Source organism: Micromonospora sp. NPDC050784 (assembly GCF_044456765.1).
GTDB classification, from domain to species: Bacteria; Actinomycetota; Actinomycetes; order Mycobacteriales; family Micromonosporaceae; genus Micromonospora; species Micromonospora foliorum.
On record NZ_JBITGG010000003.1, the window covers coordinates 216,541 to 243,168 of the forward strand.

General features: G+C 72.6%; 27 protein-coding genes and 1 pseudogene. 15 read left to right on the forward strand and 13 right to left on the reverse strand.

Annotated elements, in window-relative coordinates; translation table 11 throughout:
* Positions 1–308: 308 nt before the first annotated feature.
* Entirely contained in the window at positions 309–1,919 is a 1,611-nt protein-coding gene (locus tag ACIBD9_RS05500; protein WP_396714797.1) for an RNA polymerase sigma factor, read from the forward strand.
* Between the two features lie 245 nt (positions 1,920–2,164).
* Positions 2,165–2,398, forward strand: coding sequence for a hypothetical protein (locus tag ACIBD9_RS05505; protein WP_030337431.1), 234 nt, complete (start codon positions 2,165–2,167; stop codon positions 2,396–2,398).
* An 819-nt stretch (positions 2,399–3,217) separates the two neighbouring features.
* On the opposite strand, the gene ACIBD9_RS05510 is transcribed toward ACIBD9_RS05505, so the two are convergent.
* The 3 genes from ACIBD9_RS05510 to ACIBD9_RS05520 form a co-directional block, all read right to left on the reverse strand.
* On the reverse strand, positions 3,218–4,951 hold the full coding sequence (locus ACIBD9_RS05510; RefSeq protein ID WP_396714799.1) for a DEAD/DEAH box helicase: 1,734 nt from the start codon (positions 4,949–4,951) through the stop codon (positions 3,218–3,220).
* A gap of 190 nt (positions 4,952–5,141) precedes the next feature.
* Positions 5,142–5,804 (reverse strand): trimeric intracellular cation channel family protein, encoded by a 663-nt coding sequence (locus ACIBD9_RS05515; protein WP_396714801.1) that lies wholly within the window; start codon positions 5,802–5,804, stop codon positions 5,142–5,144.
* A 40-nt stretch (positions 5,805–5,844) separates the two neighbouring features.
* Positions 5,845–6,063, reverse strand: coding sequence for a DUF3039 domain-containing protein (locus ACIBD9_RS05520; protein WP_007456912.1), 219 nt, complete (start codon positions 6,061–6,063; stop codon positions 5,845–5,847).
* 88 nt (positions 6,064–6,151) lie between these two features.
* On the opposite strand from ACIBD9_RS05520, the gene ACIBD9_RS05525 reads away from it, so the two are divergent.
* Both ACIBD9_RS05525 and ACIBD9_RS05530 read left to right on the forward strand, forming a co-directional pair.
* Entirely contained in the window at positions 6,152–7,087 is a 936-nt protein-coding gene (locus ACIBD9_RS05525; protein WP_396714803.1) for a pseudouridine-5'-phosphate glycosidase, read from the forward strand.
* The gene (locus tag ACIBD9_RS05530; protein ID WP_396714805.1) at positions 7,084–7,983 is read left to right on the forward strand and encodes a carbohydrate kinase family protein; all 900 of its coding nucleotides are present in this window, start codon (positions 7,084–7,086) and stop codon (positions 7,981–7,983) included. Before ACIBD9_RS05525 ends, ACIBD9_RS05530 begins: the two co-directional genes overlap by 4 nt.
* Before the next feature lie 113 nt (positions 7,984–8,096).
* Here ACIBD9_RS05530 and ACIBD9_RS05535 read toward each other — a convergent pair whose 3' ends face one another.
* Entirely contained in the window at positions 8,097–8,456 is a 360-nt protein-coding gene (locus tag ACIBD9_RS05535; protein ID WP_387173890.1) for a DUF3099 domain-containing protein, read from the reverse strand.
* 104 nt (positions 8,457–8,560) lie between these two features.
* Between ACIBD9_RS05535 and ACIBD9_RS05540 the strand changes: the two genes are divergently transcribed.
* The gene (locus ACIBD9_RS05540; RefSeq protein ID WP_074318059.1) at positions 8,561–8,848 is read left to right on the forward strand and encodes a hypothetical protein; all 288 of its coding nucleotides are present in this window, start codon (positions 8,561–8,563) and stop codon (positions 8,846–8,848) included.
* A 13-nt stretch (positions 8,849–8,861) separates the two neighbouring features.
* Entirely contained in the window at positions 8,862–9,173 is a 312-nt protein-coding gene (locus tag ACIBD9_RS05545) for a hypothetical protein (protein ID WP_396715071.1), read from the forward strand.
* Between the two features lie 12 nt (positions 9,174–9,185).
* Here the strand turns inward: ACIBD9_RS05545 and ACIBD9_RS05550 are convergent, their stop codons facing one another.
* Positions 9,186–9,776 carry an HhH-GPD-type base excision DNA repair protein gene (locus ACIBD9_RS05550; RefSeq protein ID WP_396714807.1) on the reverse strand — a complete coding sequence of 197 codons (591 nt, stop codon included), beginning with the start codon at positions 9,774–9,776 and terminating at the stop codon, positions 9,186–9,188.
* Positions 9,777–9,871: 95 nt separating this feature from the next.
* Here ACIBD9_RS05550 and ACIBD9_RS05555 point away from each other — a divergent pair, with 95 nt between their 5' ends.
* Both ACIBD9_RS05555 and dtd read left to right on the forward strand, forming a co-directional pair.
* Positions 9,872–11,356, forward strand: coding sequence for a methyltransferase (locus ACIBD9_RS05555; protein WP_396714809.1), 1,485 nt, complete (start codon positions 9,872–9,874; stop codon positions 11,354–11,356).
* Entirely contained in the window at positions 11,356–11,778 is a 423-nt protein-coding gene (dtd, locus tag ACIBD9_RS05560; RefSeq protein WP_396714811.1) for a D-aminoacyl-tRNA deacylase, read from the forward strand. The genes ACIBD9_RS05555 and dtd overlap by 1 nt, the downstream gene beginning before the upstream one ends.
* Before the next feature lie 97 nt (positions 11,779–11,875).
* On the opposite strand, the gene ACIBD9_RS05565 is transcribed toward dtd, so the two are convergent.
* Positions 11,876–12,664: a sporulation protein gene (locus tag ACIBD9_RS05565; RefSeq protein ID WP_396715073.1), complete on the reverse strand. Its 789-nt coding sequence runs from the start codon at positions 12,662–12,664 to the stop codon at positions 11,876–11,878.
* Positions 12,665–12,895: 231 nt separating this feature from the next.
* On the opposite strand from ACIBD9_RS05565, the gene sigB reads away from it, so the two are divergent.
* Positions 12,896–13,912 (forward strand): RNA polymerase sigma factor SigB, encoded by a 1,017-nt coding sequence (gene sigB, locus ACIBD9_RS05570; protein WP_396714813.1) that lies wholly within the window; start codon positions 12,896–12,898, stop codon positions 13,910–13,912.
* A gap of 109 nt (positions 13,913–14,021) precedes the next feature.
* Entirely contained in the window at positions 14,022–14,429 is a 408-nt protein-coding gene (locus tag ACIBD9_RS05575) for a VOC family protein (protein ID WP_396714815.1), read from the forward strand.
* Positions 14,430–14,439: 10 nt separating this feature from the next.
* Here the strand turns inward: ACIBD9_RS05575 and ACIBD9_RS05580 are convergent.
* From ACIBD9_RS05580 to ACIBD9_RS05590, 3 genes and pseudogenes are all read right to left on the reverse strand, one after another.
* Positions 14,440–17,024, reverse strand: a pseudogene (locus tag ACIBD9_RS05580) (GNAT family N-acetyltransferase).
* A complete protein-coding gene (locus tag ACIBD9_RS05585) occupies positions 17,021–18,202 on the reverse strand; it encodes an acetoin utilization protein AcuC (RefSeq protein WP_396714817.1) in 1,182 nt (393 codons plus the stop codon). The pseudogene ACIBD9_RS05580 and the gene ACIBD9_RS05585 overlap by 4 nt, the downstream one beginning before the upstream one ends.
* Before the next feature lie 48 nt (positions 18,203–18,250).
* Positions 18,251–19,111: a sulfurtransferase gene (locus ACIBD9_RS05590; protein WP_396714819.1), complete on the reverse strand. Its 861-nt coding sequence runs from the start codon at positions 19,109–19,111 to the stop codon at positions 18,251–18,253.
* 100 nt (positions 19,112–19,211) lie between these two features.
* Between ACIBD9_RS05590 and ACIBD9_RS05595 the strand changes: the two genes are divergently transcribed.
* Entirely contained in the window at positions 19,212–19,901 is a 690-nt protein-coding gene (locus ACIBD9_RS05595) for a metal-dependent transcriptional regulator (RefSeq protein ID WP_387173902.1), read from the forward strand.
* Between the two features lie 19 nt (positions 19,902–19,920).
* On the opposite strand, the gene ACIBD9_RS05600 is transcribed toward ACIBD9_RS05595, so the two are convergent.
* Both ACIBD9_RS05600 and ACIBD9_RS05605 read right to left on the reverse strand, forming a co-directional pair.
* Positions 19,921–20,469 (reverse strand): hypothetical protein, encoded by a 549-nt coding sequence (locus ACIBD9_RS05600; protein WP_396714821.1) that lies wholly within the window; start codon positions 20,467–20,469, stop codon positions 19,921–19,923.
* Between the two features lie 98 nt (positions 20,470–20,567).
* Positions 20,568–20,822, reverse strand: a complete 255-nt coding sequence (locus ACIBD9_RS05605) for a DUF5522 domain-containing protein (protein ID WP_396714823.1) — start codon at positions 20,820–20,822, stop codon at positions 20,568–20,570.
* A 148-nt stretch (positions 20,823–20,970) separates the two neighbouring features.
* On the opposite strand from ACIBD9_RS05605, the gene ACIBD9_RS05610 reads away from it, so the two are divergent.
* The 3 genes from ACIBD9_RS05610 to ACIBD9_RS05620 are packed head-to-tail and all read left to right on the forward strand — an operon-like array spanning position 20,971 to position 23,370.
* Positions 20,971–21,534 (forward strand): dihydrofolate reductase family protein, encoded by a 564-nt coding sequence (locus ACIBD9_RS05610; RefSeq protein WP_396714825.1) that lies wholly within the window; start codon positions 20,971–20,973, stop codon positions 21,532–21,534.
* Positions 21,535–21,537: 3 nt separating this feature from the next.
* Positions 21,538–22,395 (forward strand): alpha/beta fold hydrolase, encoded by an 858-nt coding sequence (locus ACIBD9_RS05615; RefSeq protein WP_396714827.1) that lies wholly within the window; start codon positions 21,538–21,540, stop codon positions 22,393–22,395.
* Between the two features lie 33 nt (positions 22,396–22,428).
* Complete coding sequence (locus ACIBD9_RS05620) at positions 22,429–23,370, forward strand: MerR family transcriptional regulator (protein WP_396714829.1); 942 nt, start codon at positions 22,429–22,431, stop codon at positions 23,368–23,370.
* Between the two features lie 29 nt (positions 23,371–23,399).
* Here ACIBD9_RS05620 and ACIBD9_RS05625 read toward each other — a convergent pair whose 3' ends face one another.
* On the reverse strand, positions 23,400–24,335 hold the full coding sequence (locus ACIBD9_RS05625) for a DUF2332 domain-containing protein (RefSeq protein ID WP_396714831.1): 936 nt from the start codon (positions 24,333–24,335) through the stop codon (positions 23,400–23,402).
* Between the two features lie 147 nt (positions 24,336–24,482).
* On the opposite strand from ACIBD9_RS05625, the gene ACIBD9_RS05630 reads away from it, so the two are divergent.
* Positions 24,483–25,595, forward strand: a complete 1,113-nt coding sequence (locus ACIBD9_RS05630; protein WP_396714833.1) for an FAD-dependent monooxygenase — start codon at positions 24,483–24,485, stop codon at positions 25,593–25,595.
* 49 nt (positions 25,596–25,644) lie between these two features.
* Here ACIBD9_RS05630 and ACIBD9_RS05635 read toward each other — a convergent pair whose 3' ends face one another.
* The gene (locus ACIBD9_RS05635; protein ID WP_396714835.1) at positions 25,645–26,619 is read right to left on the reverse strand and encodes a CU044_5270 family protein; all 975 of its coding nucleotides are present in this window, start codon (positions 26,617–26,619) and stop codon (positions 25,645–25,647) included.
* Positions 26,620–26,628 lie beyond the last annotated feature (9 nt).

The following is a 26,628-nucleotide window of genomic DNA, read 5'->3' on the forward strand; positions in this document are numbered from 1 at the left end:
ACGGCAGTTCGGACACGATCTGCGCGCCGCCAGGCTCGACGATGGGCGCCCTTCGCCGGCCGCGCGGCTATCATTACCGCGAAGCCCATATCTCCGCCGCACCGACGGTCCCCACCGGCGGTACGCGGTGCGGAGCAGGATGATCGCCGCAGACGGCGTTACAATTCACCCCTGCCCACGCGGCACGGACCGCCGACCACCGGCCGGACCGTGACACGAGGGTCCCTCAACCACATCGCCCGGCACGGTAACCCTCGCTGCGCTGGACGAACCCGCCGTGCCCGCTCTTCGCCTCCGGAAGGTCATTCGTGACAGAACCCCGCCAGCCCGGCGCCGACGTTCGCTCGCTCACCGACACCCTGATCGCCCACGCGCAGAGCGCCGGTGGTCAGCTGACGTCGGCTCAGCTCGCGCGCACCGTCGAGTCCGCCGAGGTGACTCCGGCCCAGGCCAAGAAGATCCTGCGGGCGCTCTCCGAGGCGGGAGTGACCGTCGTGGTGGACGGCTCGGCGAGCACCCGTCGCCGTGTCGCCGCGGCCCGCTCGACCACGCCAGCGTCCCGGGCCACCACCGCCAAGACCACCAAGAAGGCCGCCGCGCCGGCGCCGAAGCAGGCCCCCGCCGCCGACGACGCTCCGGCGACGCCGGCCCCGCGCAAGGTGGCCGCCCGCAAGGCGACCGGCACCGCCGCTGAGGCCGGCGCGGCGACGCCGGCGAAGGCGACCCGGTCGACCCGAGCCACCAAGGCGACCGTGGCCGCGGCTGCCGGAGCCAAGCCGACCAAGGCTGGCGGCAAGGCGAAGGGCGAGGGCGCCGAGGGCGAGATCGACCCGGAGGAGCTGGCCGCCGCGATCGAGGACGTGGTGGTCGAGGAGCCGGCCGAGCTGGCCCAGGCCGCCGAGACCGACGCCGCCGCCTCGGCGACCGACAACGACTTCGAGTGGGACGACGAGGAGTCCGAGGCCCTCAAGCAGGCGCGACGCGACGCCGAGCTGACCGCCTCCGCCGACTCCGTCCGCGCGTACCTGAAGCAGATCGGCAAGGTTCCGCTGCTCAACGCCGAGCAGGAGGTGGAGCTGGCCAAGCGGATCGAGGCCGGGCTCTACGCCGCCGAGCGGCTGCGGGCTGCCGACGAGGGCGAGGAGAAGCTCGTCCGGGAGATGGTTCGTGATCTGGGCTGGATCTCCCGCGACGGCGAGCGGGCCAAGAACCACCTCCTGGAGGCGAACCTCCGACTGGTGGTGTCGCTGGCCAAGCGCTACACCGGCCGCGGCATGGCCTTCCTCGACCTGATCCAGGAGGGCAACCTCGGTCTGATCCGGGCCGTGGAGAAGTTCGACTACACCAAGGGCTACAAGTTCTCCACGTACGCCACCTGGTGGATCCGGCAGGCCATCACCCGCGCCATGGCCGACCAGGCCCGCACCATCCGCATCCCGGTGCACATGGTCGAGGTCATCAACAAGCTCGGCCGCATACAGCGTGAGTTGCTCCAGGATCTGGGCCGCGAGCCCACTCCGGAGGAGCTGGCCAAGGAGATGGACATCACACCCGAGAAGGTGCTGGAGATCCAGCAGTACGCTCGGGAGCCCATCTCACTGGACCAGACCATCGGCGACGAGGGCGACAGCCAGCTCGGCGACTTCATCGAGGACTCCGAGGCCGTGGTCGCGGTCGACGCGGTGTCGTTCTCGCTCCTCCAGGACCAGCTCCAGCAGGTGCTGCAGACGCTCTCCGAGCGTGAGGCGGGTGTGGTACGTCTGCGCTTCGGCCTGACCGACGGCCAACCTCGGACGCTCGACGAGATCGGCCAGGTCTACGGGGTGACCCGGGAGCGGATCCGGCAGATCGAGTCCAAGACGATGTCCAAGCTGCGTCACCCGTCCCGGTCGCAGGTCCTCCGGGATTACCTGGACTGAGCCGGTTTCGTCAACCGAACGTGTCGTTTTGACCACCTGGCGTGCAACACCAGATGGTGATCGTCCGGATGCACGAATGTGATCGTTGACGTGGCACCCTGGGTGCACGGCACACTGTCCCTTCCAGGTGTGACCTCGGTCCCCCGCGGGCACACAGGGAAGGCAGTGCCTAGTAAGGGTGTTGCACGATAGGTGAGCAACGACCGAAGAGATTGTTCATCGGTGACGACCAGAGGAGGAAGGCGATGACCCCGACCCTCACGCCGCCGCCCGAGACGGTGGCGCCCCCAGCCGCCGATGAACGGTGCGACCGCTGCAATGCTGCCGGGAAGCTCCGGATCACTCTGGCGGGTGGGAGCGAGCTGGTGTTCTGCGGGCACCACGCGAACAAGTACGCGGAGGATCTCGTGAAGATCACCGAGCGGTTCGCAACGGAGCCCGATTTCAGCTGGCGTGGCGCCGATCTGATGGCGAACTAAATCCGCAAACCGACATAGCCGGCCGGAGGCACCCAGAGGGTGCCTCCGGCCGGCTTTTCTGTCCCCACGTCCTGCGCCCCACGTCCCGCGCCCCGCGCCCCGCGTCGCGCGTCGCGCGTCGCGCGCCAAGATCTCCGCAACTTCCCCGAAGTTGCTGCCTCCGACACGCCAGAGACAGCAACATCCCTGATACTGCGCGGATCTTGATGACAGACACCGCCCCCGAGAGCAGGCGCGGGGTCTGGTGCGCCCACCGCCGCCAAGGTCACGCTCGAACCAGGATGTAGTGGCCTCACCGACGCACCGAGGCCACTACATCCTGGTTATTGCACGATCTTGGAGTCGGGATGCCCCATAGAGGGCACCGCGCGGCCGTTCCGGCCAGGCAATCCTCGGCCCAACCCCAGGGCAACCGTGATCCACTCGGTTTCCCGGAAGTCGCGCGTTCCACCTCGTCCGGACACCGCGATTTCAAGGAAACCGAGTGGATCACGCGCGTGCACGGCCACAGACCACCCCCGCAAGCACGGACGCGCACCACTCCCCAAGTCAAGGCCCAGGCCAGTCGGCGCCGCCCAACCCGGGCGTCGCCTGGCCTCGGCGGTGCCACTGGGGTGGACGCGCCTGAAGGGCCACCCGGTGACGATGCGATCCCAGGCCGGCCCGCCGATGGGCAGGCCGCCCACTGGGCCCGTCCATCCCACCGGCCTGGACGGGCCTGAAGGGCCATTCGGTAACGATGTGATCCCAGCCGGCCCACCGATGGGCGGACCGCCGATGGGCCCATCCACTGATGGGCCCGTCCACCGATGGGCAGGTCTAGAGGGTCTGCACGGTGGCGATGCGTTCCTCAAGCTGCTCGATGGTGGCCTGGGCGCTCGGCGGGCCGCCGCAGAGCCGGCGCAGTTCCGCATGGATCTTGCCGTGGGGCTGGCCGGTGCGGTGGTGTCGGGCGGCCACCAACGCGTTCAGTTGGCGCCGGAGGGCCACGCGACGCTGAGCGGCGCTCATGGGTGCGGGTGGCGCTGCTGTGGGCGCAGCGGCCGGCTGAGCGGCCCCGTCGGCCGTACGACGGCGTTGGGCGGCGAGCTGTGCGGCCTGTCGCTTGGTCAGCAGCAGCGAGACCTGATCGGCGGTCAGCAGGCCGGGCAGACCGAGGTATTCCTCTTCCTCGGGGGTGCCGGCCTGGGCCGCGGTGCCGAAGGACGCCCCGTCGAAGATGACCTGGTCCAGCTCGGCGGTGGCCGAGAGCGCCGCGAACCGCTTCTCCAACTCCCCGCTGGCCTGGTCGTCGCGCTGCGCGCGTTCCAGCAGCTCGTCGTCGAAACCGTCGGCTTCCTTGGGTTTGCCGAGGACGTGGTCGCGCTCGGTCTCCATCTCGCTGGCCAACCCGAGCAGGTGCGGCACGCTGGGCAGGAAGACCGACGCGGTCTCCCCGGGCCGGCGGGCCCGGACGAACCGGCCGATCGCCTGGGCGAAGTAGAGCGGTGTGCTGGCGCTGGTGGCGTAGACGCCGACCGCCAGTCGCGGGATGTCGACCCCCTCGGACACCATCCGCACCGCGACCAGCCACCGCTGGTCGGACGCCGCGAACGTCGCGATCCGCGCGGACGCGCCCTGGTCGTCGGAGAGCACCACGGCGGCCTTCTCGCCGGTCACCTGCTCGATCAGCTTGGCGTACGAGCGGGCGGTCTGCTGGTCGGTGGCGATGATCAGACCACCGGCGTCGGCCATGCCCGCGTTGCGCAGCACGGTGAGTCGGGCGTCGGCGGCCCGCAGCACCTGTGGCATCCAGTCGCCGGCCGGGTCCAGGGCGGTACGCCACGCCTGCGCCACCAGGTCCTGGGTCATCGGTTCGCCCAGCCGGGCCGCCAGCTCCTCCCCCGCGTTGGTACGCCAGCGGGTCTCCCCGGAGTACGCCAGGAAGAGCACCGGCCGGACCACGCCGTCGCGGAGCGCGTCGGAGTAGCCGTACACCGAGTCGGCGCGGGAGCGCAGCAGCCCGTCTCCGCCCCGCTCGTAGCTGACGAACGGGATCGGGTTGTCGTCGGAGCGGAACGGTGTCCCGGTGAGCATCAGCCGGCGTACGGCGGGTTCGAAGGCGTTCTTCACGCCGTCGCCCCAGGACCGGGAGTCGCCGGCGTGGTGGATCTCGTCGAGGATGACCAGGGTGCGCCGGGTCATGGTGCGCCGCCGGTGCACCTGCGGGGCCATCCCCACCTGCGCGTAGGTGACCACCGCGCCGTGGAAGTCGGCCGCGGAGTGCAGGTCGGCGTTGCGGAACGCGGCGTCGAGTTGGATGCCCACCCGGGCCGCGGCCTCGGACCACTGGTTCTTCAGGTGCTCGGTCGGCGCGACCACGGTGACCGCTTCCACGGTGCCGTCGCCGAGCAGCTCGGCGGCGATCCGCAGGGCGAAGGTGGTCTTGCCGGCGCCGGGGGTGGCGACCGCGGTGAAGTCCTCGCTGCGGCGACGCAGGTATTCCACCAGGGCCTTGCGCTGCCAGGCGCGCAGCGCCGGGAACGTCTCGAGCACCGGCGTCCGGGCTGCCACGCGAAGCTCCTCTCCGACCGCACGATGGCGGACCCCGGGCGAGGGCCACGAGGATCCGCCGCCCATGAAAACGCCTCCGCGCAGAAGCTGCCGCGAAGGCCGACTCAGCATAACCAGCACGGGCCGCCGGGCCCAGGCGACGCCACGCTGGTCACAATCCCGCACCCGACCGAACAGCGGCCCGACCCTCTCACCACTCCCGGTCGGCGCGTGGATCCGCCCCGTCGGCACGCGACGGACGTAACGGGGCCACCGGCGCGGACCAGCGTCGACGCAGCGCGATCAGGCGCAGCCCGAAGACCAGGACGGCGGCGGCGGTGAGCGGTGCGGGCCCGGTCTGCCCGGTGACGTACAGCAGCGCCACCAGGACCGAACCGGCCAGCGCGGCCAGCGCGTAGATCTCCCGGCGCAGCACGACCGGGATCTCGGCGGTGAGCAGGTCCCGGCCGAGCCCGCCGCCGATCGCGGTGAGCATGCCGATCAGGCAGGCACCGACCGCCGGCACCCGGGCGTCGAGCGCCTTGAGCGTGCCGGTGACGGTGAACAGCGCCAGGCCGGCCGCGTCCAGCACCAGCACGGTGGTGCGCAGTCGGGCCAGTTGCGGGTGCAGCCAGAAGACGGCGAGCGCGGTGATTGCGGCGGTGGCCGCGTACCGCCAGTCGGCGAAGGCCAGCGGCGGCACCTCGTCGATGACCAGGTCCCGGAAGATCCCACCGCCGAGGGCGGCCACGAAGCCGACGAACGCGACGCCGAACAGGTCCAGTCGCTTGGCCACCGCCGCCGAGGCCCCGGACGCGGCGAACACCGCCACCCCGGTCAGGTCGGCGAGGAGCAGGGCGGTGGAGGTGGTCACCGCCGCAGGCTACGTCGCCGGCCGGAGCCCCGGCCGAGGATCACTCGCGGTACGAGTCGTAGATCTCCTTGCACTTGGGGCAGACGGGCGAACCCGGCTTGGCCGCCTTGGTGACCGGGAAGGTCTCGCCGCAGAGAGCGACGACGAAAGTGCCCATGACGGCACTCTCGGCGATCTTCTCCTTGCGGACGTAGTGGAACATCTCGGGACCGGTGTCGGCATCCTTCAGCTCCGGACGCTCGAGAACCTCTGTGCTCACGTCTGCACCTCCAACCGACAAGTTTGGCAGGTCATCACGGCCGGGTCCACTTGAGGCCGGCCGAGGCCCCACCCCGTACGGTGCCCGTGTGACTGACTTTCGCATCAGCTACGGCACCGAGGTCGCCGAAGCCCTGCGCGACGGCCGGCCCGTCGTCGCGCTGGAGAGCACCATCGTCTCGCACGGTCTGCCCCGGCCGGAGAACCTGCGGGTGGCCAGGGAGATCGAGCGGACGGTTCGGGAGGCCGGGGCCGTTCCGGCGACGATCGGCATGATCGCCGGCGAGCTGGTGGTCGGCCTGGACGACGCGCAGCTGACCCGGCTGGCCACGGTCGACGGCGTGACCAAGCTCTCCGTCCGCGACCTCGCGGTGGCCGCCGCGACCGGCGCGGACGGCGCGACCACGGTGGCCGCGACCAGTGCGGTGGCCGCCGCGGCCGGTATCGGCGTGTTCGCCACCGGCGGGCTGGGTGGGGTGCACCGGGAGGCCGCGCACACCTTCGACGAGTCGGCGGACCTGGTCACCCTGGCGCAGACCCCGATCGCGGTGGTCTGCGCCGGGGTCAAGTCGATCCTCGACGTGGGCGCGACGCTGGAGCGCCTGGAGACCCTGGGGGTCGCCGTGGTGGGTTACCGCACCCGCCGGTTCCCCGGCTTCTACCTCACCGACGCCGGCTTCGACCTGGACTGGTCGGTGGACTCGCCGGAGCAGGTCGCCGCCGTGCTCGCCGCCCGGGACGAGCACGCCCTGCACACCGGTGGGCTGCTCATCGCCAACCCGCTGCCGGTCGACGAACAGCTCGACCCGGAGCTGCACGACCGGACGCTCACCGAGGGCCTGGCCCTGCTGGAGCGGGACGGGATCACCGGAAAGGCCGTCACCCCGTACCTGCTCGCGCACTTCCACTCGGCCACCGAGGGCGCGAGCCTGGCGGTGAACGTGCGGATCATCCTGCGCAACGCCGACCTGGCCGCGCGGATCGCGGTCGCCTCGGCGACCCGCGGCACCGCCGTCCCGGCATGACCCGACCGGCCCGGGTGGTCGTCGTCGGGGACGTGATCACCGATGTGGTCGCCGTGCTGTCCGGGCCGCTCGCGTCCGGCTCGGACACCGGGGCCGAGATCAGTCTCGGCGGCGGCGGTCAGGCGGCCAACACCGCCGCCTGGGTCGCCGCGCAGCGGGTGGACGTCACGCTCGTCGGCGCCGTCGGGAACGACGACGCCGGGCGGGACCGGGTGGCCGAACTCGACCGGGCGGGCGTCGACTGCGCGATCGAGCGGGTCGAGGGCGCCCCGACCGGCACGGTCATCGTGTTGGCCGCCGACGACGAACGCACGATGGTCAGCCAGCGGGGCGCGAACCTGCGGCTGAGCGCCGCGCACGTCGAGCAGGCCCTCGCGGCGGTGCCCGACGCTGGGCATCTGCACCTGTCCGCGTACACCCTGCTGGACGCCGAGTCGCGCGGCGCGGGGTTGCGGGCGTTGGCCGCCGCCCGCGAGCGCGGGCTCACCACCAGCGTCGACGCGGCCTCCGCGGCGCCGCTGCGGCGGGTCGGCGCGGCGGCGTTCCTGAGTTGGGTACGCGACATCGACCTGCTCCTGGTCAACGCGGACGAGGCCACGGTGCTGGCCGGCGGGCTGGACCCGGCGGCGCAGGGGCGGGTGCTGTCGGCGACGGCTCGGCGGGTCGTGGTGAAGGGCGGCGCGGCCGGCGCGGTCTGGGTCGACCGCACCACGCCGGTCTGCGTGGCTCCGGCCCGGCGGGTGGCGGTGGTGGACGTCACGGGCGCGGGCGACGCCTTTGCGGCCGGTCTGCTCACCGCGTGGCTCGCCGGTGCCACCCCGGCCGCGGCACTGAGCCGCGCCACCGACCTGGGCGCGTTGGCCGTCTCCACGGCCGGCGCACGGCCACAGCCCTAACGGCCGGCGCACGGCTCCAGCCCTAACGGCCGGCGCGCGACCCCAGCCCTAACGGCCGGCGCGCGACCCCAGCCCTAACGCGCGTGACGATCGAACCCTGGCCCGCTGGCGGGTCAGGGTTCGACGTCGATGACCTTGTGCGGGCGATCCTCGGCGGTGAGGCTCATCGGCGGGGTGTCGTCCTGTTGGCGCGGGTGGAACCGGTTGGCCAGCCGGTGCTCTTCCTTCGGCGGCCGGTCGTTGGCCAGCAGCACGGCCAGCCAGGGGATGAGCACCATGCCGAGGCCGCACAGCGGCAGCCAGAGCCAGAGCAGTGGGGCGTTCGCACCGACCAGGATCGCGCCGACGATGATGCACAGCACCCGGATGCCCATCATCAGGACATAGCGGCGCTGGCGACTGTTGAGCTGATCGTCCTGGCTGCGCGAGGCGTCGGTGATCAGAATCGGCTGGTACGCCTGACGCTTCACCATGGACCTCCTCGAGGGGGTAACACCTCATCCTGTCACCGCAGGTCCGTGATCAGCGAAATTCGACTCATCCCGCCGCGTGTTACGTCCGTGGTACGCTCCGCGTCGTGGGCAGCAGGTTCAGCTTCACCGACGAGGCGTTGGCCAACCTGAGGGTCTACGACGTCACACCCGGGGAAGTCTGGGAGGCGCTGCACAGCGCCCGACGGGTCATCCGGCATCTGGGTGACGACGTGATGGTGGTCTACGCCGCCGCCCGTCGGGGCCGCCGGCTGGCGGTGCTGCTCGCCGAGGCCGATGGCACCGACAACGACTGGGACATCCTCTCCGCCCGCGAGCTGAGCGACGTCGAGTCCAAGCGATACGACGAGGCCGTGCGGAGATCGCGCCGATGAGGAGGCCGTGACGATGCACCGTAACGACGCGACCAAGCAGTTCCACGGCGGCGGCGACCGGGTCGCCGACCTGATCGACGAGAGCCCGGCGGCGGAGCTGCCCACCCCCGACACCGACGTGCCGATGGTGAGCCGCTCGGTGCGGCTCCCACTGGACACCTACGAGCGGGTCCGCGCCGCCGCCGACGCCCGGGGCATCGGGGTCACCACGCTGATGCGCCAGTGGATCGAGGCCGGCCTGGCCGACCTGGACGACTCGGCGACCGTCTCGCTGGCCGACGTCCGGCGCGCGCTGGCCTCGCTGGCGCACCCCACCGCGGCCTGAGCAGACGACGGCTCAGCCGCCGGCGGTCTTCGCCTTGGCTGCCGCCTTCATCTGCTGCTTGAACTCCCGCACCCGACGCAGCGAATCGGCGTCGGTGACGTCGGCCACCGACCGGTACGCGCCCGGGTCGCCGTAGTCGCCGGCCACCTTCCGCCAGTCCTGCGGGGTCACCCCGAACCGCTTGCCGAGCAGGGCCACGAAGATCTGTGCCTTCTGCTTGCCGAAGCCGGGCAGCGCGGAGACCCGGCGCAGCAGCTCCGGCCCGTCGGCGACCTCGGCCCAGAGCAGCGCCGCGTCACCGTCGTAGCGCTCCACCAGCACCTGGCAGACCTCCTGCACCCGGGCCGCCATGGCCTTCGGAAACCGGTGCAGAGCGGGCGGCTGGGCGAAGAGTGCGACCAGGGCCTCTGGGTCGTACCCGGCCAGCTCCGCCGCGTCCAGCTCGTGGCCGAGCCGCTGCTGGAGCACGTACGGCGACGAGAACGCCTTCTCCATCGGCACTCGTTGATCAAGAACCATGCCGAGGAGCAGGGCCAGCGGGCTGCGCTCCAGCAGCCGGTTGGCCTCCGGGTCGATGGGCAGAACGAGCGTCATGCGGACCATCCTGCCTCCCGCGCCGATCCGGGCGGACACCGACGCTCCGACGTCTACCGGCGGGTGACGCTGACCCGGGACGCGACGGGGGGCAGGATGTCGGGGTGGACGAACACGACATGCTGCTCTCCCCCGCCGGCGTCGACGCGCTGCGGAGCGCGCTGACCCGGACCGGTTTCACCAGCCACGGCATCGCCGAGCGGCTGGGCGCCCAGGCGACCGCGGCGGTCGCCCGGAACGACTACCGGGCCGCGTTGCGCGCGACCGAGGACGGCGACCCGCTCGGCACCCTGATCCGGGTGTTCATCTGCGACCAGACCGAGCCGGAGGCCACGGTGGCCGCCGCGCTGGCGCCGCTGAGCCTGGAGGAGGCGCTGGCCGGCGGGCTGGTCGAGCGGTACGGCGACGGCCTGCGCGCCGGCGTCGACCTGGAGCCGTACGGGGACGACTGGTGGGTGCTCGCCGACGTGCCGGCCAGCGCCCGCCCAGGTCGCCCGTTGCACGCCGAGCACGTCCTCGGCATCGGCGGGGCGACCCACACCCTGATCGGCGCGACCATGCGCCGGCCGGTCGACACCGCACTGGACCTGGGCACCGGCTCCGGCGTGCAGGCCCTGCACCTGGCCACCCACGCCCGGTCGGTGACCGCCACCGACCTCTCCCAGCGGGCGCTGCGCTTCGCCGCGACCACCGCAGCCCTCAACAATCAGGACTGGGAGCTGCTCCGCGGCGACCTGGTCGCCCCGGTGGCCGGTCGGCGGTTCGACCTGGTGGTGAGCAACCCGCCGTTCGTGGTCGGCCCGGGCACCACCACGCACGTGTACCGCGACTCCGGCAGGGTCGGTGACGCGATCGGCGCCGAACTGGCCGCCGCCGCCCCGGGCCTGCTCACCGAGGGCGGCACCATGCAGTACCTGGCGAACTGGGTGCACGTCGCCGGCGAGGAGTGGGACGAGCGGGTGGCCGGCTGGTTCGCCGGGACCGGCCTGGACGCCTGGGTGATCCAGCGCGAGGTGGCCGACCCGATGGCGTACGTCGACCTGTGGCTCACCGACGTCGGCGAGACCGCCGACCCGCAGCGGATGGCCGCCTGGCTGGACTGGTTCGACGCGCACAAGGTGGAGGGCATCGGCTTCGGCATCGTGTCACTGCGCCGGGGCGGGCACACCGACCCGGTGGTCCGGGTGGAGGACCTGCGCCAGCGGGTGCAGCCACCGCTGGGCAACCAGGTCGCCGCCTGGTTCGACCGCCAGGACTTTCTCCGGGTACGCGACACCGAGGCGTTGCTCGCCGAGCGCTACCGGGCCGCCGAGGGCCTCCAGCTGCGGCAGGAGGCCACCATGGGCGATGAGGGCTGGGGGGTGGACCGGCAGGTCCTGGCGATGCCGCACGGCCTGCGCTGGACCGAGGACATCGACCCACTGGTGCTGGCACTGGTCGGTGGCGCCGACGGCCGGCTGCCGCTGCGTGACCAGCTCGCCCTGCTCGCCGCCGCGCACGACGTCGAGCCCGACGAGATGGCCGAGGCCGCCGGCCCGATCGTGGCGCACCTGGTGGAACGCGGCTTCATCGAGCCGGTGAGCGCCTGATGCGGGCGGTGGTGCAGACCGTCGGGCGGGCCAGCGTGACGGTGGACGGCGAGGTGGTCGGTGCCATCGAGAACGGCCTGCTGGTGCTGCTCGGGGTGACCCACACCGACACCAGGGAGACCGCTCAGACGATGGCCCGCAAGGTGCACGAGGTACGCATCCTGGACGGTGAACGGTCCGCCGCCGACACCGGCGCACCGATCCTGGTGGTGAGCCAGTTCACCCTCTACGGCGACGTCCGCAAGGGCCGCCGACCGAGCTGGACCGCCGCCGCCCCCGCCGAGGTCGCCGAACCACTTGTGACAGCGGTGGTCGACGCGTTACGCGAGCGAGGCGCCAAGGTGGAGACCGGCCGCTTCCGCGCCCACATGCTTGTCGAAAGCATCAACGTCGGCCCCCAAACCCTCCTCCTAGATTTCTAACGAACAGCGGTGATCAAGAAGTTTGCGTCAGAATCCGAGCTCGATATGACGCAAACCTCTTGATCACCGGGGTGGGCTGGTGGGCGGTGGGGTGGGGTTAGGAGAAGAGGCCTCGGCGGGTTAGGGACTGGCGGAGCCAGTTGTCGAGTTCGGCGGTCCAGTCGGTGCGGTCGGCGGTGGCGTGGTCGACCGTGAACCGGCCGAAGGCGTCCCGGCCCTCGGTGAAGACACCGCCGCGCTTGTCGACCTCCAGCACCACCTGCATCTGCTGCGCGTCGGCGATGAAGGTGACCTCCAACTGGTTGATCGAGCGGGCGTACTGCGGCGCCGGGCTGAACTCGATCTCCTGGTAGAACGGCAAGGTCTGGCGTACGCCGTAGATGTGACCACGCTCCACATCGGCGCGTGCGAACCGGAAGCCCAGCCGCAGCAACGCGTCCAGCAGTCGCTCCTGCGCCGGCAGCGGGTGCACCGACACGGCGTCCAGGTCTCCCTTGTCGACCGCGCGGGCGACCTCCAGCTCGGTACGCAGGCCCATCGTCATCCCGTGCAGGTGCTGCCCGTACAGCTCGGTGACCGGCGTCTCCCAGGGCACGTCGAAGCGGAACGGGAGGTCGTAGCGCTGCCCCGGCTCCAGCCGGAACGCGCCGGTGACCCGCTGGCGGTGGAACTCCTGGGTGGTGTCGTAGTCGTTGTCGCCGCTCTCGACCTCGACCCGGGTGACCAGGCCGAGGGTGACGTGGTCGATGTCGACCTGGTGGTCGCCGCCCACCACCTGGATGCGGCCCTCCAACTGGCCGCCCGGGCGGCAGTTCGGGTTGGCCAGCACCGTCTCCACCGACGGGCCGCCGACGCCCATCGCCTTCATGAGCCGCTTGAAGACCACACCGTCCTCCATCTGTCGTATCCGGCCGACCAGAGGTGGCGGCCGTCCGCAACGTAGCCGGGGCGGGCAACCACACACTCCGACGACACACCGCACCAGCGACCCGACCCATTTCCTGTCGGGTGCCCGATCGCCTCACTCCCGTTTTACGCCCTGCCCGCCAAGCTGTTGTCACACCGGCACCACTGGGCCGGGAACACGGCACCGACGTGGAAACGGGGAGAGACAGAGATGGTCCTGCAGATGACGGAACACCGGACGCGCCCGGCCACCACGACCGACACCGACGGAGCCTCCGAGGCCCTCGTCGACCTGGACGCCACCGACGAGCGCGGCATCTCCACCGACCTGGTCCGGGCCTACCTCAACGGGATCGGCCGGACGAAGCTGCTGACCGCCGCCCAGGAGGTCGACCTGGCCCGGCGCATCGAGGCCGGCCTGTTCGCCGACGAGAAGCTGGCCACCTGCACCCCGGTCTCCGCGGAGCTGCGAGCCGACCTGGAGCTGATCGTCGCGGAAGGCCGGGCGGCCAAGGACCACCTGTTGGAGGCGAACCTGCGGCTGGTGGTCAGCATCGCCAAGCGCTACACCGGCCGGGGCATGGCGTTTCTCGACCTGATCCAGGAGGGCAACCTCGGTCTGATCCGGGCCGTGGAGAAGTTCGACTACGCCAAGGGCTACAAGTTCTCCACGTACGCCACCTGGTGGATCCGGCAGGCCATCACCCGCGCCATGGCCGACCAGGCCCGCACCATCCGCATCCCGGTGCACATGGTCGAGCAGGTCAACCGGATGGTCCGGGCCCGCCGCGAGCTGGCGGTGACGCTGGGCCGCGAACCGACGGTCGCCGAGGTCGCCCGCGCACTGGAGATCCCCGAGATCCAGGTCATCGAGCTGATCTCGTACGACCGGGAGCCGGTCAGCCTGGACCAGGCCGTCGGCGACGACGGTGAGAGCGCGCTCGGCGACTTCGTGGCCTCGGTGGACCCGCGTACCGAGCCCAGCGACGCCGCCGCCCAGGGCGAGCTGCGCAACGAGGTCAGCATCGTGCTCTCCACGCTGTCCCAGCGGGAGCAGGCCGTCATCCGGCTCCGGTTCGGTCTGGACGACGGCCGCCAGCGCACCCTGGACGAGGTCGGCCGGGAGTTCGGCCTTTCCCGGGAGCGGATCCGGCAGATCGAGAAGGTGACGCTGCTGAAGCTGCGCGCACCCGAGCGGGCCCAGCGCCTGGAGGCGTACGCCTGCTGACGCACCCGGTTCCCACGGAAGGCCCCGGCGGTTCGCCGGGGCCTTCCGTGCCGTCGGGGTGTTTGACTGGGGCACCGGCCCGCTGATCGACGAGGCGAGGAGAGCGACGATGAACTGGACGTTGGAAGTGGTGATCGTGCCGGTCTCCGATGTGGACCGGGCGAAGAGGTTCTACGCCGACCAGCTCGGCTTCACGGTGGACCACGACACGGTGATCAGCGACGAGGCGCGCATCGTCCAGCTGACCCCGCCCGGCTCGGGCTGCTCGATCGTGATCGGTAAGGGCGTCATTCCGGAGATGCCGCCCGGCTCACTCAAGGGCCTGCAACTGGTGGTGCCCGACCTGAAGCGGGCCCACGAGGAGCTGGTCGGGCGGGGTGTGGAGGTCAGCGAGATCCAGGTGGTGGGTCAGAACCCCCGGCCGGTGCCGGATCCGCTTGACAATGTCGGCTTCGTCTTCTTCGCCGACCCTGACGGCAACACCTGGGGCATCCAGCAGATCTCCAGCCGCGCCTGACCCGACACGCTCACAGGCGGCGCGGGCCGGTGTCCGGGCGGGCGACCACCCCACCGACCCCTACCTGGGCGTGCAGGACCGAGATGCCGTCCGGGCGGGCGAGCACCGGGTTGAGGGTCAGCGACCGCACCCGGGGTTGTTCGTCGGCGAGCTGACCCACCCGCAGCAGCAGGTCGGCCAGCGCCGCCCGGTCGACCGGCGCGGCCCCCCGGTGCCCGCGCAGCAGCGGCGCCGCCCGGGGCTCGTCGACCAGCTCGGCCGCGTCCCGGTCGGTCAGCGGCACTGCCCGCCAGGCCCGATCGCCGAGCAGCTCGGTGGCGACCCCACCGAGGCCGAAGCCGACCACCGGCCCGAACGCAGGATCCTCCACCACCTCCACCACGCACGCCACCCCGGGCGGGACCATCGGCTGGACCAGGGCGTCCGCGCCGAAGGTCGCCGCCAGGTCGGCGTACACGCGACGGAGGGTCGGCTCGTCGGGCAGGTCGAGCCGGACCGCGCCGAGGTCGAGCCGGTGCCGCAGCCCGGGGGCGGCCGCCTTGAGCGCCACCGGGAAGCCCAGCCGCGCCGCCGCGTCGGCCGCCGCGTCGGCCGAGTCGACGGGCACCGAGGCCACCACGTCGATGCCGTACGCCGCCAGCAGCGCGCCCGGGTCGGTGGCGTCGGCCCGGAGCGCGGCCTGCGCGGCGGCTCGATCGAGGCCGGGCAGCTCCGGTGCCACCCCGGGCGGGCGGCGAAGCCACTCGGCGTACCGGTGGGCGCGGGCGAGCGCGCGGACGGCCTCCTCCACGCCGCCGTACGCCGGCACCCCCGGCGGCAGCCGCCCGACCAGGAACGTCGCCACGGTCGGCTTGCCCAACGCGAGGGCGGCCGGCAGCGCGGCGGTCACGTCGGCGTCCACCTCGGTCAACTGGCCGGGTAGCGGCGGGGCGAAGACCACCACCAGGGCGTCCACCCGTTCGTCGGCGGCCGTCTCGGCGAGCGCGGCGGCGAACTCGGCGGCGCCGGCGCTCGGCCCGACGTCGCGGGGATAACCGTCGGCCACGCTGAGGCCGTGCCCGACGCAGGCGGTAGCGGCGAGCCCGGTGAGGGCCGAGGAGTTGCCGACCACACCGACCCGGCCGCCGGCCGGCAACGGCTGGTTGGCCAGCAGCACCCCCACGTCGAGCAGCTCCGGCACGGTGTCCACCCGGATCACCCCGGACTGGGCGAAGAGCGCGGCCACCGCCACCTCGTCCGGCCCGGCGGCGTCACCGACCCCGGGCGGGCGGGCCGGCGAGGCGAGCGCGACGACCGGTTTGGCGCGGCCGATCCGCCGAGCCAGCCGGGCGAACTTGCGCGGGTTCCCGAAGGTCTCCAGGTACAGCATGATCACGTCGGTGCCGGGATCGTCCTGCCAGTACTGCAGAAGGTCGTTGCCGGATACGTCGGCCCGGTTGCCGGCCGAGACGAAGCTGGACAGCCCGAGGCCCCGCCGGTCCGCTTCGGCGAGCAACGCCACCCCGAACGCGCCGGACTGACTGAAGATGCCGACCCGACCGGCCGGCGGCAGCGCCGGGGCGAGGGTGGCGTTGAGGCGTACCGTCGGGTCGGTGTTGGCCACGCCCAGGCAGTTCGGGCCGACGACCCGCATTCCGGCCGCGTGCGCCGCGCGGACCAGCGCCCGCTGCGTGGCCGCGCCCTCACCGCCGGCCTCGGCGAAGCCGGCCGAGATGACCACCAGGCCGTGCACCCCCGCGGCGGCCGCGTCGGCGACCACGCCGGTCGCCGCCTCCGGCGGGACCGCCACCACCGCAAGGTCCACCGGCGCTCCGGCGTCCACCGCCGACGGGTACGCGGGCAGGCCGGCCACGGTCGACGCGCTCGGGTGCACCGGCACCACCGCACCGGTGAACCCGCCGTCGCGCAGGTGCCCGAGCACCGCCGCGCCGACGCCCTGGCCGGTGGCGCTGGCGCCGTAGACGACGATGCCGCGCGGGGCGAGCAGCCGGGCGATCGAGCGGGCCTCGGTGCGGTGCTCCCGGCCGCGCTGCACCTCCAGACTGGCCTCGGTGGGCGCGATGGGGAAGCTCAGGTGGACCACCCCGTCGGCGTACTCGCGCTGGACCTGGTAGCCGAAGTCGGCGAAAACCCGCAGCATCGTCCCGTTGGCCGGCAGCACCTCCGCGACGAAGCTCATGATGTCGTTGCGGCGGGCCGCGTCGGCCAGGTGCTCCATCAGCACCGAGCCGATGCCCCGACCCTGGTAGGCGTCCTCCACCACGAAGGCCACCTCCGCCTCGGGGGCCTGCGGGCCGAGCCGCTCGTAGCGGCCGACCGCGACGATCTGGTCGGCGGCCAGCACCACGAACGCCTCCCGGTCGTGGTGGTCCACCGTGACGAAACGGATCAGATCCCGTTCCGGGATGCGCGGGTACGGCGAGAAGTACCGCAGGTAGCGGGTGCGCTCGGAGAACCGGCTGTGCATCGCCACGATGCCCGGCGCGTCGGCCGGGTCGATCGGTCGCAACTGGACCGTGCTGCCGTCGCTGAGCAGCACGTCGACCGGCTGGCCCACGGTCGTCACCGGAACTGCCCTCCCCCGGCCCGGCTCAGTCCCGCGGATCGTGCGGGTCGAGCCCCAGCAGCGGGAAGACCGTCTTGCGGGTGGCCGCGATCGCCCGGTCCACCGCGTTCGGCTCACCGGTCGGCTGCCACGGCTCGTACGACGGGTCGGCGTCGTCGGTCATCCGCAGCGGCACCTCCCGGCCCAGACGACGGGAGGCGACCAGGTCCCGCCACCCGGGTGGGGTGAGCGTGGCCGGGTCGATCGGGTCACCGGTGGCCACGGCCAGCAGGTGACTCCAGGCCCGGGGCACCACCTCGACGAGCGCGTACCCCCCGCCGCCGGTGGCCACCCACCGGCCCTCGCACAACTCGTCGGCGAGCGCCCGCATCGCCAGGTAGGTGGCCCGCTGCCCGTCCACCGTCAGGTTGAGGTCGGCGAGCGGGTCCAGTCGGTGCCCGTCGGCGCCGCACTGGCTCACCAGCACCTGCGGCCGGAACGCGCGCAGCACCGACGGCACGATCGCGTGGAACGCCCGCTGCCAGCCGCTGTCGTCGACACCCGGGGGCAACGGCATGTTGACCGCGGTGCCCTGCGCGCCCGGGCCGCCCGTCTCGTCCGGGAAACCCGTGCCCGGAAAGAGCGCCAGCGGGGTCTCGTGCACGCTGACCGTGAGCACCCGGGGGTCGTTCCAGAAGATCTGCTGCACCCCGTCGCCGTGGTGCACGTCCACGTCCACGTACGCGACCCGCTCGGCGCCCAGGTCGAGCAGGCGGGCGATGGCCACCGCGGGGTCGTTGTAGACGCAGAAGCCGGAGGCTCGGGCGGACATCGCGTGGTGCAGCCCACCGGCCACGTTCACCGCCCGCCGGGCGTCGCCGCGCCAGACCGCCTCGGCGGCGCCCACCGTCGCGCCGGCGATGAGCGCGCTGGACTCGTGCATCCCCTCGAAGACCGGGTTGTCGGAGGTGCCCAGCCCGTACCCGGCGAAGAGCGGGTCACGCGGCGCGTTGCGCACCGCGGCGAGGTAGGCCGGCTCGTGCACCCGGGTGAGCAGGGCGTCGTCGGCCGGCTCGGGCTTGACCACGCGCACCCCTGGCCGATTGAGGATGCCCAGCTCGCGGGCGAGCGCGATGGTCAGCTCCACCCGGACCGGGTCGAGTGGATGGTCACCCATGTCGTAGGCGAGCAGCGACTCGTCCCACACCACCACCGTGTCGTCGGACATGAGCCCATCGTCGCACGAGGACCGGCACCGGCCCACCGCACGCGCTGGTCAGCGGCCAGGTGTCGACCCGGAGGCGACCGGCCGGGCGGGGTCGGTCACCCAGTTGCTCCACGATCCAACGTAGAGCGCGGCGTCCGTGCGGCCGGCCAGGTGCAGCGCGAGCACCGCCTGCGCGGCGGTCACCCCCGAACCGCAGTACGCCCCGACGGCCCGCCCCTCGGTCACCCCGGCGGCGGCGAACCGTTCGCTCAACACGTCGGCCGCCAGGAACCGGCCGTCCGGTCCGACGTACTCGCCAGCGGGCAGGTTCACCGCTCCCGGCACGTGCCCGGCGATCGGGTCGATCGGCTCGACCTCACCCCGGTAGCGTGGCGCCGCCCGTACGTCGAGCAGCACGGCGTCGTCCGCGGCGGCCAGTGCGGCGGCCTGCCCCGCGTCGAGCACCGGGAGATTACCGGGGCGCACCACGACGTCACCGGGGGGCGGGGCGGGGGCGTCGGTCGAGACAGGCCGGCCGGCGGCGACCCAGGCCGGGTAGCCGCCGTGCAGCAGGCGCACCGGACGGTGCCCCGCCCAGCGCAGCGTCCACCAGGCTCGCGCGGCGGCCATGCCGTCGCCGCCGTCGTACACCACCACGGGGTGACCGGCGCGGACGCCAGCGGCCCGCAGCGCGGCCTGCAACGCGGCCGGGTCGGGCAGGGGGTGCCGACCGCCGGCGCCCGGCGCCCCACAGAGCGCGGTGTCCAGGTCGACGAAGACCGCCCCGGGCAGGTGGCCGACCAGGTAGTCGTCGCGCCCGGGCGGGCCGATGAGCCGCCAACGGACGTCGAGCAGGGTGGGCGGATCGGCCTCGTCAAGCTCGGCGACGAGCCGATCGACCTCGACCAACGACTCCTGGGTACCGGACATGGCGACCATCCAACACCATTCGCGCCGACGGCACGCGGCTCGGCGGCGGTCGCCAGCCCTTCCCCGAGGTAGCATCGTGCACCGGAGGGCCGCTGACGTTATGAAGTCTCACGACCTGGTCGACACGACCGAAATGTACCTGCGCACCATCCTCGAGTTGGAAGAGGAGGGGGTGCCGCCGCTGCGTGCCCGGATCGCCGAGAGGCTGCAGCAGAGTGGCCCCACCGTGAGCCAGACCGTCGCCCGAATGGAGCGCGATGGCCTGCTCACCGTCGAGGGGGACCGGCACCTGACGCTCACCGCCCAGGGCCGCGGCAGCGCCGTGTCGGTGATGCGCAAGCACCGCCTCGCCGAGCTGCTGCTGGTCAACGTCATCGGGATGCCCTACGAGGAGGCCCACGAGGAGGCCTGCCGCTGGGAGCACGTGATGAGCGACGCCGTGGAGAAGCGGGTGTACGACCTGCTCAACCGGCCGACCCGTTCCCCGTACGGCAACCCGATCCCCGGTCTACAGGAGCTGGGTTCGCCGGCGACGGAGACCATCGAGGCTGCCGAGGGCGAGCGCAACCTGGCCTTCCCCGGCCTCTCCGGGCCGGTCGTGGTGCGCCGGATCTGCGAGAGCGTGCAGAAGGACGCCGACGTGCTGCGCCAGCTGCACGCCGCCGGCGTCGACCCGGGCGCCACGGTGACCGTGGCCCAGGAGCGCGACGGGGTGTCGATCGACCGCTCCGGTGACCGGGTGCGGCTGCCCCGCGAGGTCGCCTCCCGGGTCTTCGTCGCCGCCAGCTGACCAACCGGGCCCCCGGGCGTCACAACGCCCGGGTGTCCACCTTTTTCGCCAGCGCGGCCAGGTCGCCGGTCAGCTTCTCCACCGCCGAGCGCTCACTGCCACGGGCAGCGGTCCAGCTCACCGTGGCCAGCCGCCCGTCGCCGGCCAGCCAGCCCACCTCGGCGACCGGCCCGTGCCCGCTCGTCGCGGCGGTGGTCCGCTTGTAGGCCTGCTGACCCAGCCCGGTGACCTTCGCCGCCTTGTCCGGCACCACGTCCGCGCCGAAGCTGGTCTTGTCGATCGTGGTCTCGGTCACGCTGAGCGTCAGCTCCGGCAGGGTCGCACCCGCGGCCCGGACCACACAGGCGTGGGTGTCGCCCTGTTCGCTGGCCGCCGCCACGTCGAAGCGGACCTTCACCACCTGCTCGATCACCGCGAAGTCCAGTAGGCGGCAGGCGCCGCCCGAGGAGGCCGCCGCCACGTCCACCGCGATCGGCACCGGCGGCGGCACCGCCACCGGTTCCGCCTCGTCGGCGCAGCCGCTCACCAGCAGCCCGGCCAGCCCGACGACCACGATCCGACCGCGCACGTCCCACCCTCTCGCCGACCGACGGCGGAAGGCTCCCGCCAGACGTCCGTCGGACACCGTACGGGGTGTCGGTGTCGGGCGAAAGCCCCCGCTGTCGCCTATTCCGACGGTGGATCGTCCACGTACGGGCAGTGCCGGCAGCCGCGCCCGCAGCACGTGCCACGGCGGGCCAGGAAAGCGGCGCTGAGCACGAACAGCCCGCTCGCCGGGTCGAGGTAACCGGCCTCACCGGCGGCCAACGCGGCGGTGTGCGCGGCGAGGACCCGGGCCCGGTCAGGGTGGTCGGACGGCAGCCGGGACGGGTGCGGCTCGGTGAGCGGCCGGTCGGCCAGGGGTCGTCGCTCTCCGGTCACCGCAGCAGTCTAGGGACGCGTCGTGGCCGGCCTCCCGCTGCCCGGACACGCGACATGCCCATGGCGTCGTCGCGGCGGGCGGTCGTTTCGTCGTACGGTCCGACGACGATCGGGGTCGACGCCCATCAACGCATACGGAGGGGACGCGATGCGGAAGATCGTTGTGCAGATGAGCCTGTCGTTGGACGGGTTCTTCGAGGGCCGGGGTGGCGACATCGGCTGGCACCAGGTCGACGAGGAGTTGCACCAGCACTTCAACGACGTGATCGCCCCGATGGGCGGGTTCCTCAGCGGCCGGGTCAGCCACGAGCTGATGGCCGCCTACTGGCCGACCGCCGATCAGGATCCGACCGCCAGTGGCCCGGAGCGCGAGTTCGCCCGCATCTGGCGGGACATGCCGAAGATCGTCTACTCGCGCACGCTCGACCACGCCGACTGGAACGCGACAGTGGTGCGCGAGGTCGACGTCGAGCAGGTCCGCAGGCTCACCGCCGAGCCGGGCGGCGACCTGGCGCTCGGTGGGGCCGACCTGGCCGCGACGTTCGCCCGGCACGACCTGATCGACGAGTACCGGATCTACGTCCACCCGGTGCTGGTCGGTCGGGGTCGGCGACTCTTCCCCGAGGCGGACGCCCCGACCAACCTGCGACTCGTGGAGAGCCGCGTCTTCGGCAACGGGGTGGTCCTGCTTCGTCACGAGCGGGTCCGCTGACCGATGGTCACCACCTTCGACGCGATCGACGGGACCACGCTCGCGTACCGGACCGTCGGAACCGGAGACCCACTGGTCTGTCTGCCGGGTGGGCCGATGCGCGACTCCGCGTACCTCGGTGATCTCGGCGGTCTGGGCGCGCACCGGACGCTGGTCATCCTCGATCCGCGGGGCACCGGTCGCTCGGCGGCCCCGGCGGACGTCTCGACGTGCCGCTGCGACCGCATGGTCGACGATGTGGAGGCGCTTCGCGGCCACCTTGGCCTCGACCGGCTGGATCTGCTCGGGCACTCCGCCGGCGCCAACCTGGCTCTGCGGTACCTGACCCGGCATGCCGACCGGGTGGGCCGACTCGCGCTGATCAACCCGAGCATCCGAGCGGTCGGGCTGGAGGTGACCGCAGCGCAGCGGCAGGAGGTCACCCAGGCCCGGGCCGGCGAGCCATGGTTTCCAGTGGCAGCAGCGGCGTTGGAGTCCATCCTCGCGGGTCGATCCGGGCCAGCCGCCGCGCAGGAGATCGCGCCGTTCCTCTACGGCAGGTGGGACACGGCCGCTCAGGTCCACCGGGCCGCCGAGTCCGGCCAGCGCAACGAGGAGCTGGCGCGAGTCTTCAGCTCCGAGGGCGCCTTCGATCCGCCGGCTACTCGTGCGGCGCTCGCCGCACATCGAGGCCCGGTGCTGCTGCTCGCCGGTGCTGTCGACCTGGCCGCACCGCCGGGCCTGGTGGCCCAGTTCGCGGAGCTGAGTCAGCGCGCCGAGCTGGTCGTCCAGCCGGGCGCCGGGCACTACCCGTGGCTCGACGACGCCGAGGCGTTCACCGCGACGGTCGCGGCGTTCCTGTCCGGCTCGGATGGTGCTTGAGTCTCCACCGGCGGGAGACGCGAGGGTGGAGGCATGAGCGGGGAGACACGGCACACGATCGGCGAGCTGGCCCGGCGCACCGGCCTGAGCGTCAAGACCATCCGGTACTACGCCGACAGCGGGATCGTGCCACCGACGGACCGGAGCCCGGCCGGCTACCGGCGGTACGGCCCGGAGGCCGTGGCCCGGTTGGAGCTGGTTCGGACGCTGCGTGACCTGGGCCTGGACCTGGCCACCATCCGGCGGGTGGTGGACCACCAGGTGCCCCTGCACGAGGTGGCCGCCGCGCACGCCGAGGCGTTGGCGGTGCAGATCCGGGTGCTGCGGCTGCGTCAGGCGGTGCTCACCGTCGCGGCGAGGCGCGGGTCGGGCCCAGCCGAGGTGGACGAGCTGCACCGGTTGGCCCGGCTCACCAGCCGGGAGCGGGGGCAGTTGGTGGCCGACTTCCTGGGCAGCGTCTTCGCCTGCCTCGGCGACCATCCCGCGTACCCGGGGGTGATCGTCTCGATGACACCGGAACTTCCCGACGACCCCAGCACCGAGCAGGTCGAGGCGTGGCTGGAGCTGGCCGAGTTGTGCCGGGACCCCGCCTTCCGGGCCCGGATGCGGCGGCTGGCGCGGCAGCACGCCGCCGACCACGACGTCCCGGGGCCGCCCCGCCCGGACGCCGTCGCGGTGGTCCGGGACGCGGTGGCCCCCGCTCTCGCGGTAGGTCTCGACCCGACCGGCCCGCACGCCGATCCGGTGGTCGCGGCCGTCACCGCCCGGTACGCGAGCCTGCAGGGTCACCCGGACGACGCCGACCTGCGTCGGCGGTTGCTCGACCGGCTGGTCCCCGCCAACGACCCCCGCCGGGACCGCTACCTCGACCTGTTGGCGGTGCTCAACGGCTGGTCGACAGGCGATGCGACAGCGCCGGCGGTGGACTGGTTCATCCGGGCTCTGCGCGCCCGGATGCCCGAGCCGGCTCGGTGAGCTGACCGGGCCCGGGCGGTTTGGCGGCGTCAGCCGAACCAGGTCAGCGCCTGGCCGTGGCCCCTGGCCCAGGCCAGCGGCTCTCCGTCGAGCGCGAGGACGTTGTGCAGCGCATCGCTCGGCGGCTCGGGCAGCCCGTCGTACCGGAGCACGTCCGGCCCCTCGTTCGCGACCCAGTGCCCCGGCAGCTCGCGGACCAACCGGACGAACGCGTCCCGGCGCGGAGGCGGCACCTGATAGAGAACGGACGTGTGGAAGACCACAAGCGTCGCGTCGGTCGGCGCCCGCGCGGCCAGCGCCGGCAGGTCGTCCACCAGGTCGCCCCGGACCAGCAGCGGCGGGTCTGCCGCGGCGACCGCCGCCGCGGCCCGCAGCCGGGCCCGCCGGTGGGCGTGCTCCGGCCAGATCAGGGCGTCCAACCAGGACACGTCGTCGAGGTCGGTCACGTCGAGCGGGTTGAGATCCAGGCCGGCCCGCCACACCACCTGGGGTACGCGTGCCGGCGGCACCAATCCGTTGGCCATGCAGTCGAGGACCGGCTCACCGGAGCCGACCTGATGGTCGCCGTAGCGGTACGCGTACCGGTCGGGGTAGAGGCAGAGCCCGGCCGACGCCCCGACCTCCAACAGGGCGAGGGGCTGCGGCAGCGCGGCGAGCACCGGCAGCAGGACCGCGCACCGGCCCGCCTCGTTCGTCTGGGTCGCCCGGGTGCGCATCTCCGTCTCGACGGCGGGCCAGTGCGTCACCACGAAGTCGTGGAAGGCGGCCGGGTCGTCGACCGGGCCACCGAGCCAGCGGACGACGCCGAACAGCAGATTCGGCTGCCGCTTGGCCGACGGAAGCCCGTCGAGCAGGGCGAGCAGGTCGTCGTCGTGGGCGACGGCCTGCGACAGACGCTCGTACGTGGGCGACACCCCGCGCGCCTCGCGGCTGCCGAACTCGACGTACGCCTCAGCGGTCGTCATGCCCTCATCGTCGCAGCCCATTCCTCGGAAATTCAGCCCCCATTCCCGTGCGCTGACTCACCCGCCTCGTAGAGTGCTGCGGCGGTCGGACCGTTGAGCAGCAGCTCAGCGGGGGTTCGGGCCAAGGCAACGGGGGAGGAACGTGTCGTGCGGGGTGACGGTGTCCGGGTACTGATCGTCGGCGGAGGTGTCGCCGGCCTGGCGGCGGTGGCCGCACTTCGCGAGTGGGGCGCGACGATCGACGTCGTCGAGCGGGCGCCCGGGCCGACCGACTCCGGCACCGGGATCTACCTCACCGGCAACGCGACCCGGATGCTCGACGTACTCGGTCTGCGGGAGTCGGTCGCCGACGTCGCCGTGGAGATCGCCCGGCAGCGCAGCGCCAACCAGCGCGGGCGTCGCCTCTTCGACATCGACGTGGCCGCACTGTGGCAGGGCGTCGGGGCGTGCGTGTCGCTGCCCCGGGCGCAGCTGCACCGGGCACTGCTCGACGGCGTCGGCGACGCCCCGATCCGCTGGGGCCGCCAGCCGGTCGCGCTCCTTCCGGAGGGCGACCAGGTCGCCGTCGAGTTCGACGACGACAGCACCGGACGCTACGACCTGGTGCTCGGCGCGGACGGGGTGCACTCGACGGTCCGCCGGCTCGCCTTCGACGGCCAGGCGGCCCGCGACCTCGGCCAGCACGCGTACCGGTGGGTCGCTCCCCGCATCGACGACGAGCCGGTCTGGTCGGTGCAGTTGGGGCGCGGTCGGCAGTTCCTGACCATCCCGATCAGCGCCGAGCAGACGTACTGCTACTACAACGACGGTCCGGTGGCCGACCGGCCCGGCTGGCGCGCCGAGCTGGCCGCGACGTTCACCGAGCCGGTGGCCACCATGCTCAAGGCCCTCGACTACGACGACAGCAGCTTGCACGCCGGGCCGAACCAGGAGGTGGTGCTCGACTCCTGGTCCCGGGGGCCGGTGCTGCTGGTCGGCGACGCCGCCCACGCCACCTCGCCGAACATGGCCCAGGGCGCGGCGATGGCCCTGGAGGACGCGGTCGTGCTCGCCTCCTCGCTGGCCACCGCCGGGTCCATTGCCGAGGCCCTGCGCGGGTACGAGGTGCGGCGCCGCCCGCGTACGAACTGGGTGCTCAGCCAGACCCATCGCCGCGACAAAGCCACCGGGCTTCCGCCCGCGCTGCGCGACCTGGTGATGCGCCGCCTCGGCGAACAGATGTTCCGCTCGAACTACGGCCCCCTGTTCGCCCAGCCCTGACCGGCCCGACGTGACCGACCGGCCACGTCCGGGGCGGTGCCGTCAACGCTCAGGGCAGCTGGCCCGGCCGGTCGACGATGGCGACCCGCAGGAGCGCGGCGGCCGACTCCAGTGACTCCTTGCCGTTGCGTATCACCGAATTGCGGGTGCCAAGGTAGACGTGGGAGTCGCGGTCGAAGAGCAGGTCCATGTTGCCGCCGATCACCCCGGGCATCCGGATCGCCACCCCGTGCCGACCGGCGGCGTCCACCACGTCACCCGATATGACGACCGCTCCGGGCTCCCGTGCCAACAGTTCGAACAGGGCCGCGAGCGCGTGGGGCGGCACGTAGCCGCCGCGGACCATCGACCGCGCGGTGGTGTACGCCATGCTCTCGTCCCCGTACACGGCCTCTTCGTCGGCTCCTTCGGGAAGATGCAGGTCGACCGGGTTCTCCCGAAGGTATCGAAGTAGCTCGTCCGGATCGGAGGGCAGGTCGCCGTGGTACGCGGGCGGCTGGAACGCGTCGAGCTCCTTCTCTGGATCGGCGGGATCACCCATGCGGAGCACCCTCAGCTCGCTCCACCCGTTCGGGTCGCTCTCCGGTCGGTAACGTCCCTGCGTGTACGCGACTCCGCCAGCCGACTGCCACAGTTGGTTTCGTATGGTCCGGTACGGGCCGCTGTCCGGCAGGTCCCGGATCGTCGCCAGGGTCTCCGTGAAGACGTACTGATCGGGTCGGGCGGTGAGTTCCGGCTGCTGCCGGGCCGCGTCGGCCGCCAGATGGAAGATCTCCGACGCGCTGGCCGTCGGCGGCGGCTGATCGCCCACGCTGATCGTCTGGACCACAAGCGCACCGGCGGTCAGCGTCACCGCCAGCCCAAACGCTCCGGCGAGGCGCCAACCGCCCAGGAACCGGGTACGACGTCTGGCGGGACGGGCAGCCGACGTCATCTCGGCCCGCCGGGCGACGTGTGCGGTCAGATCGTTGAGGAGCTGCTCCTCGAAACCCTGCGGCGACCGTTCGGTCTCGTTCATCGTCATCTCCGTCTC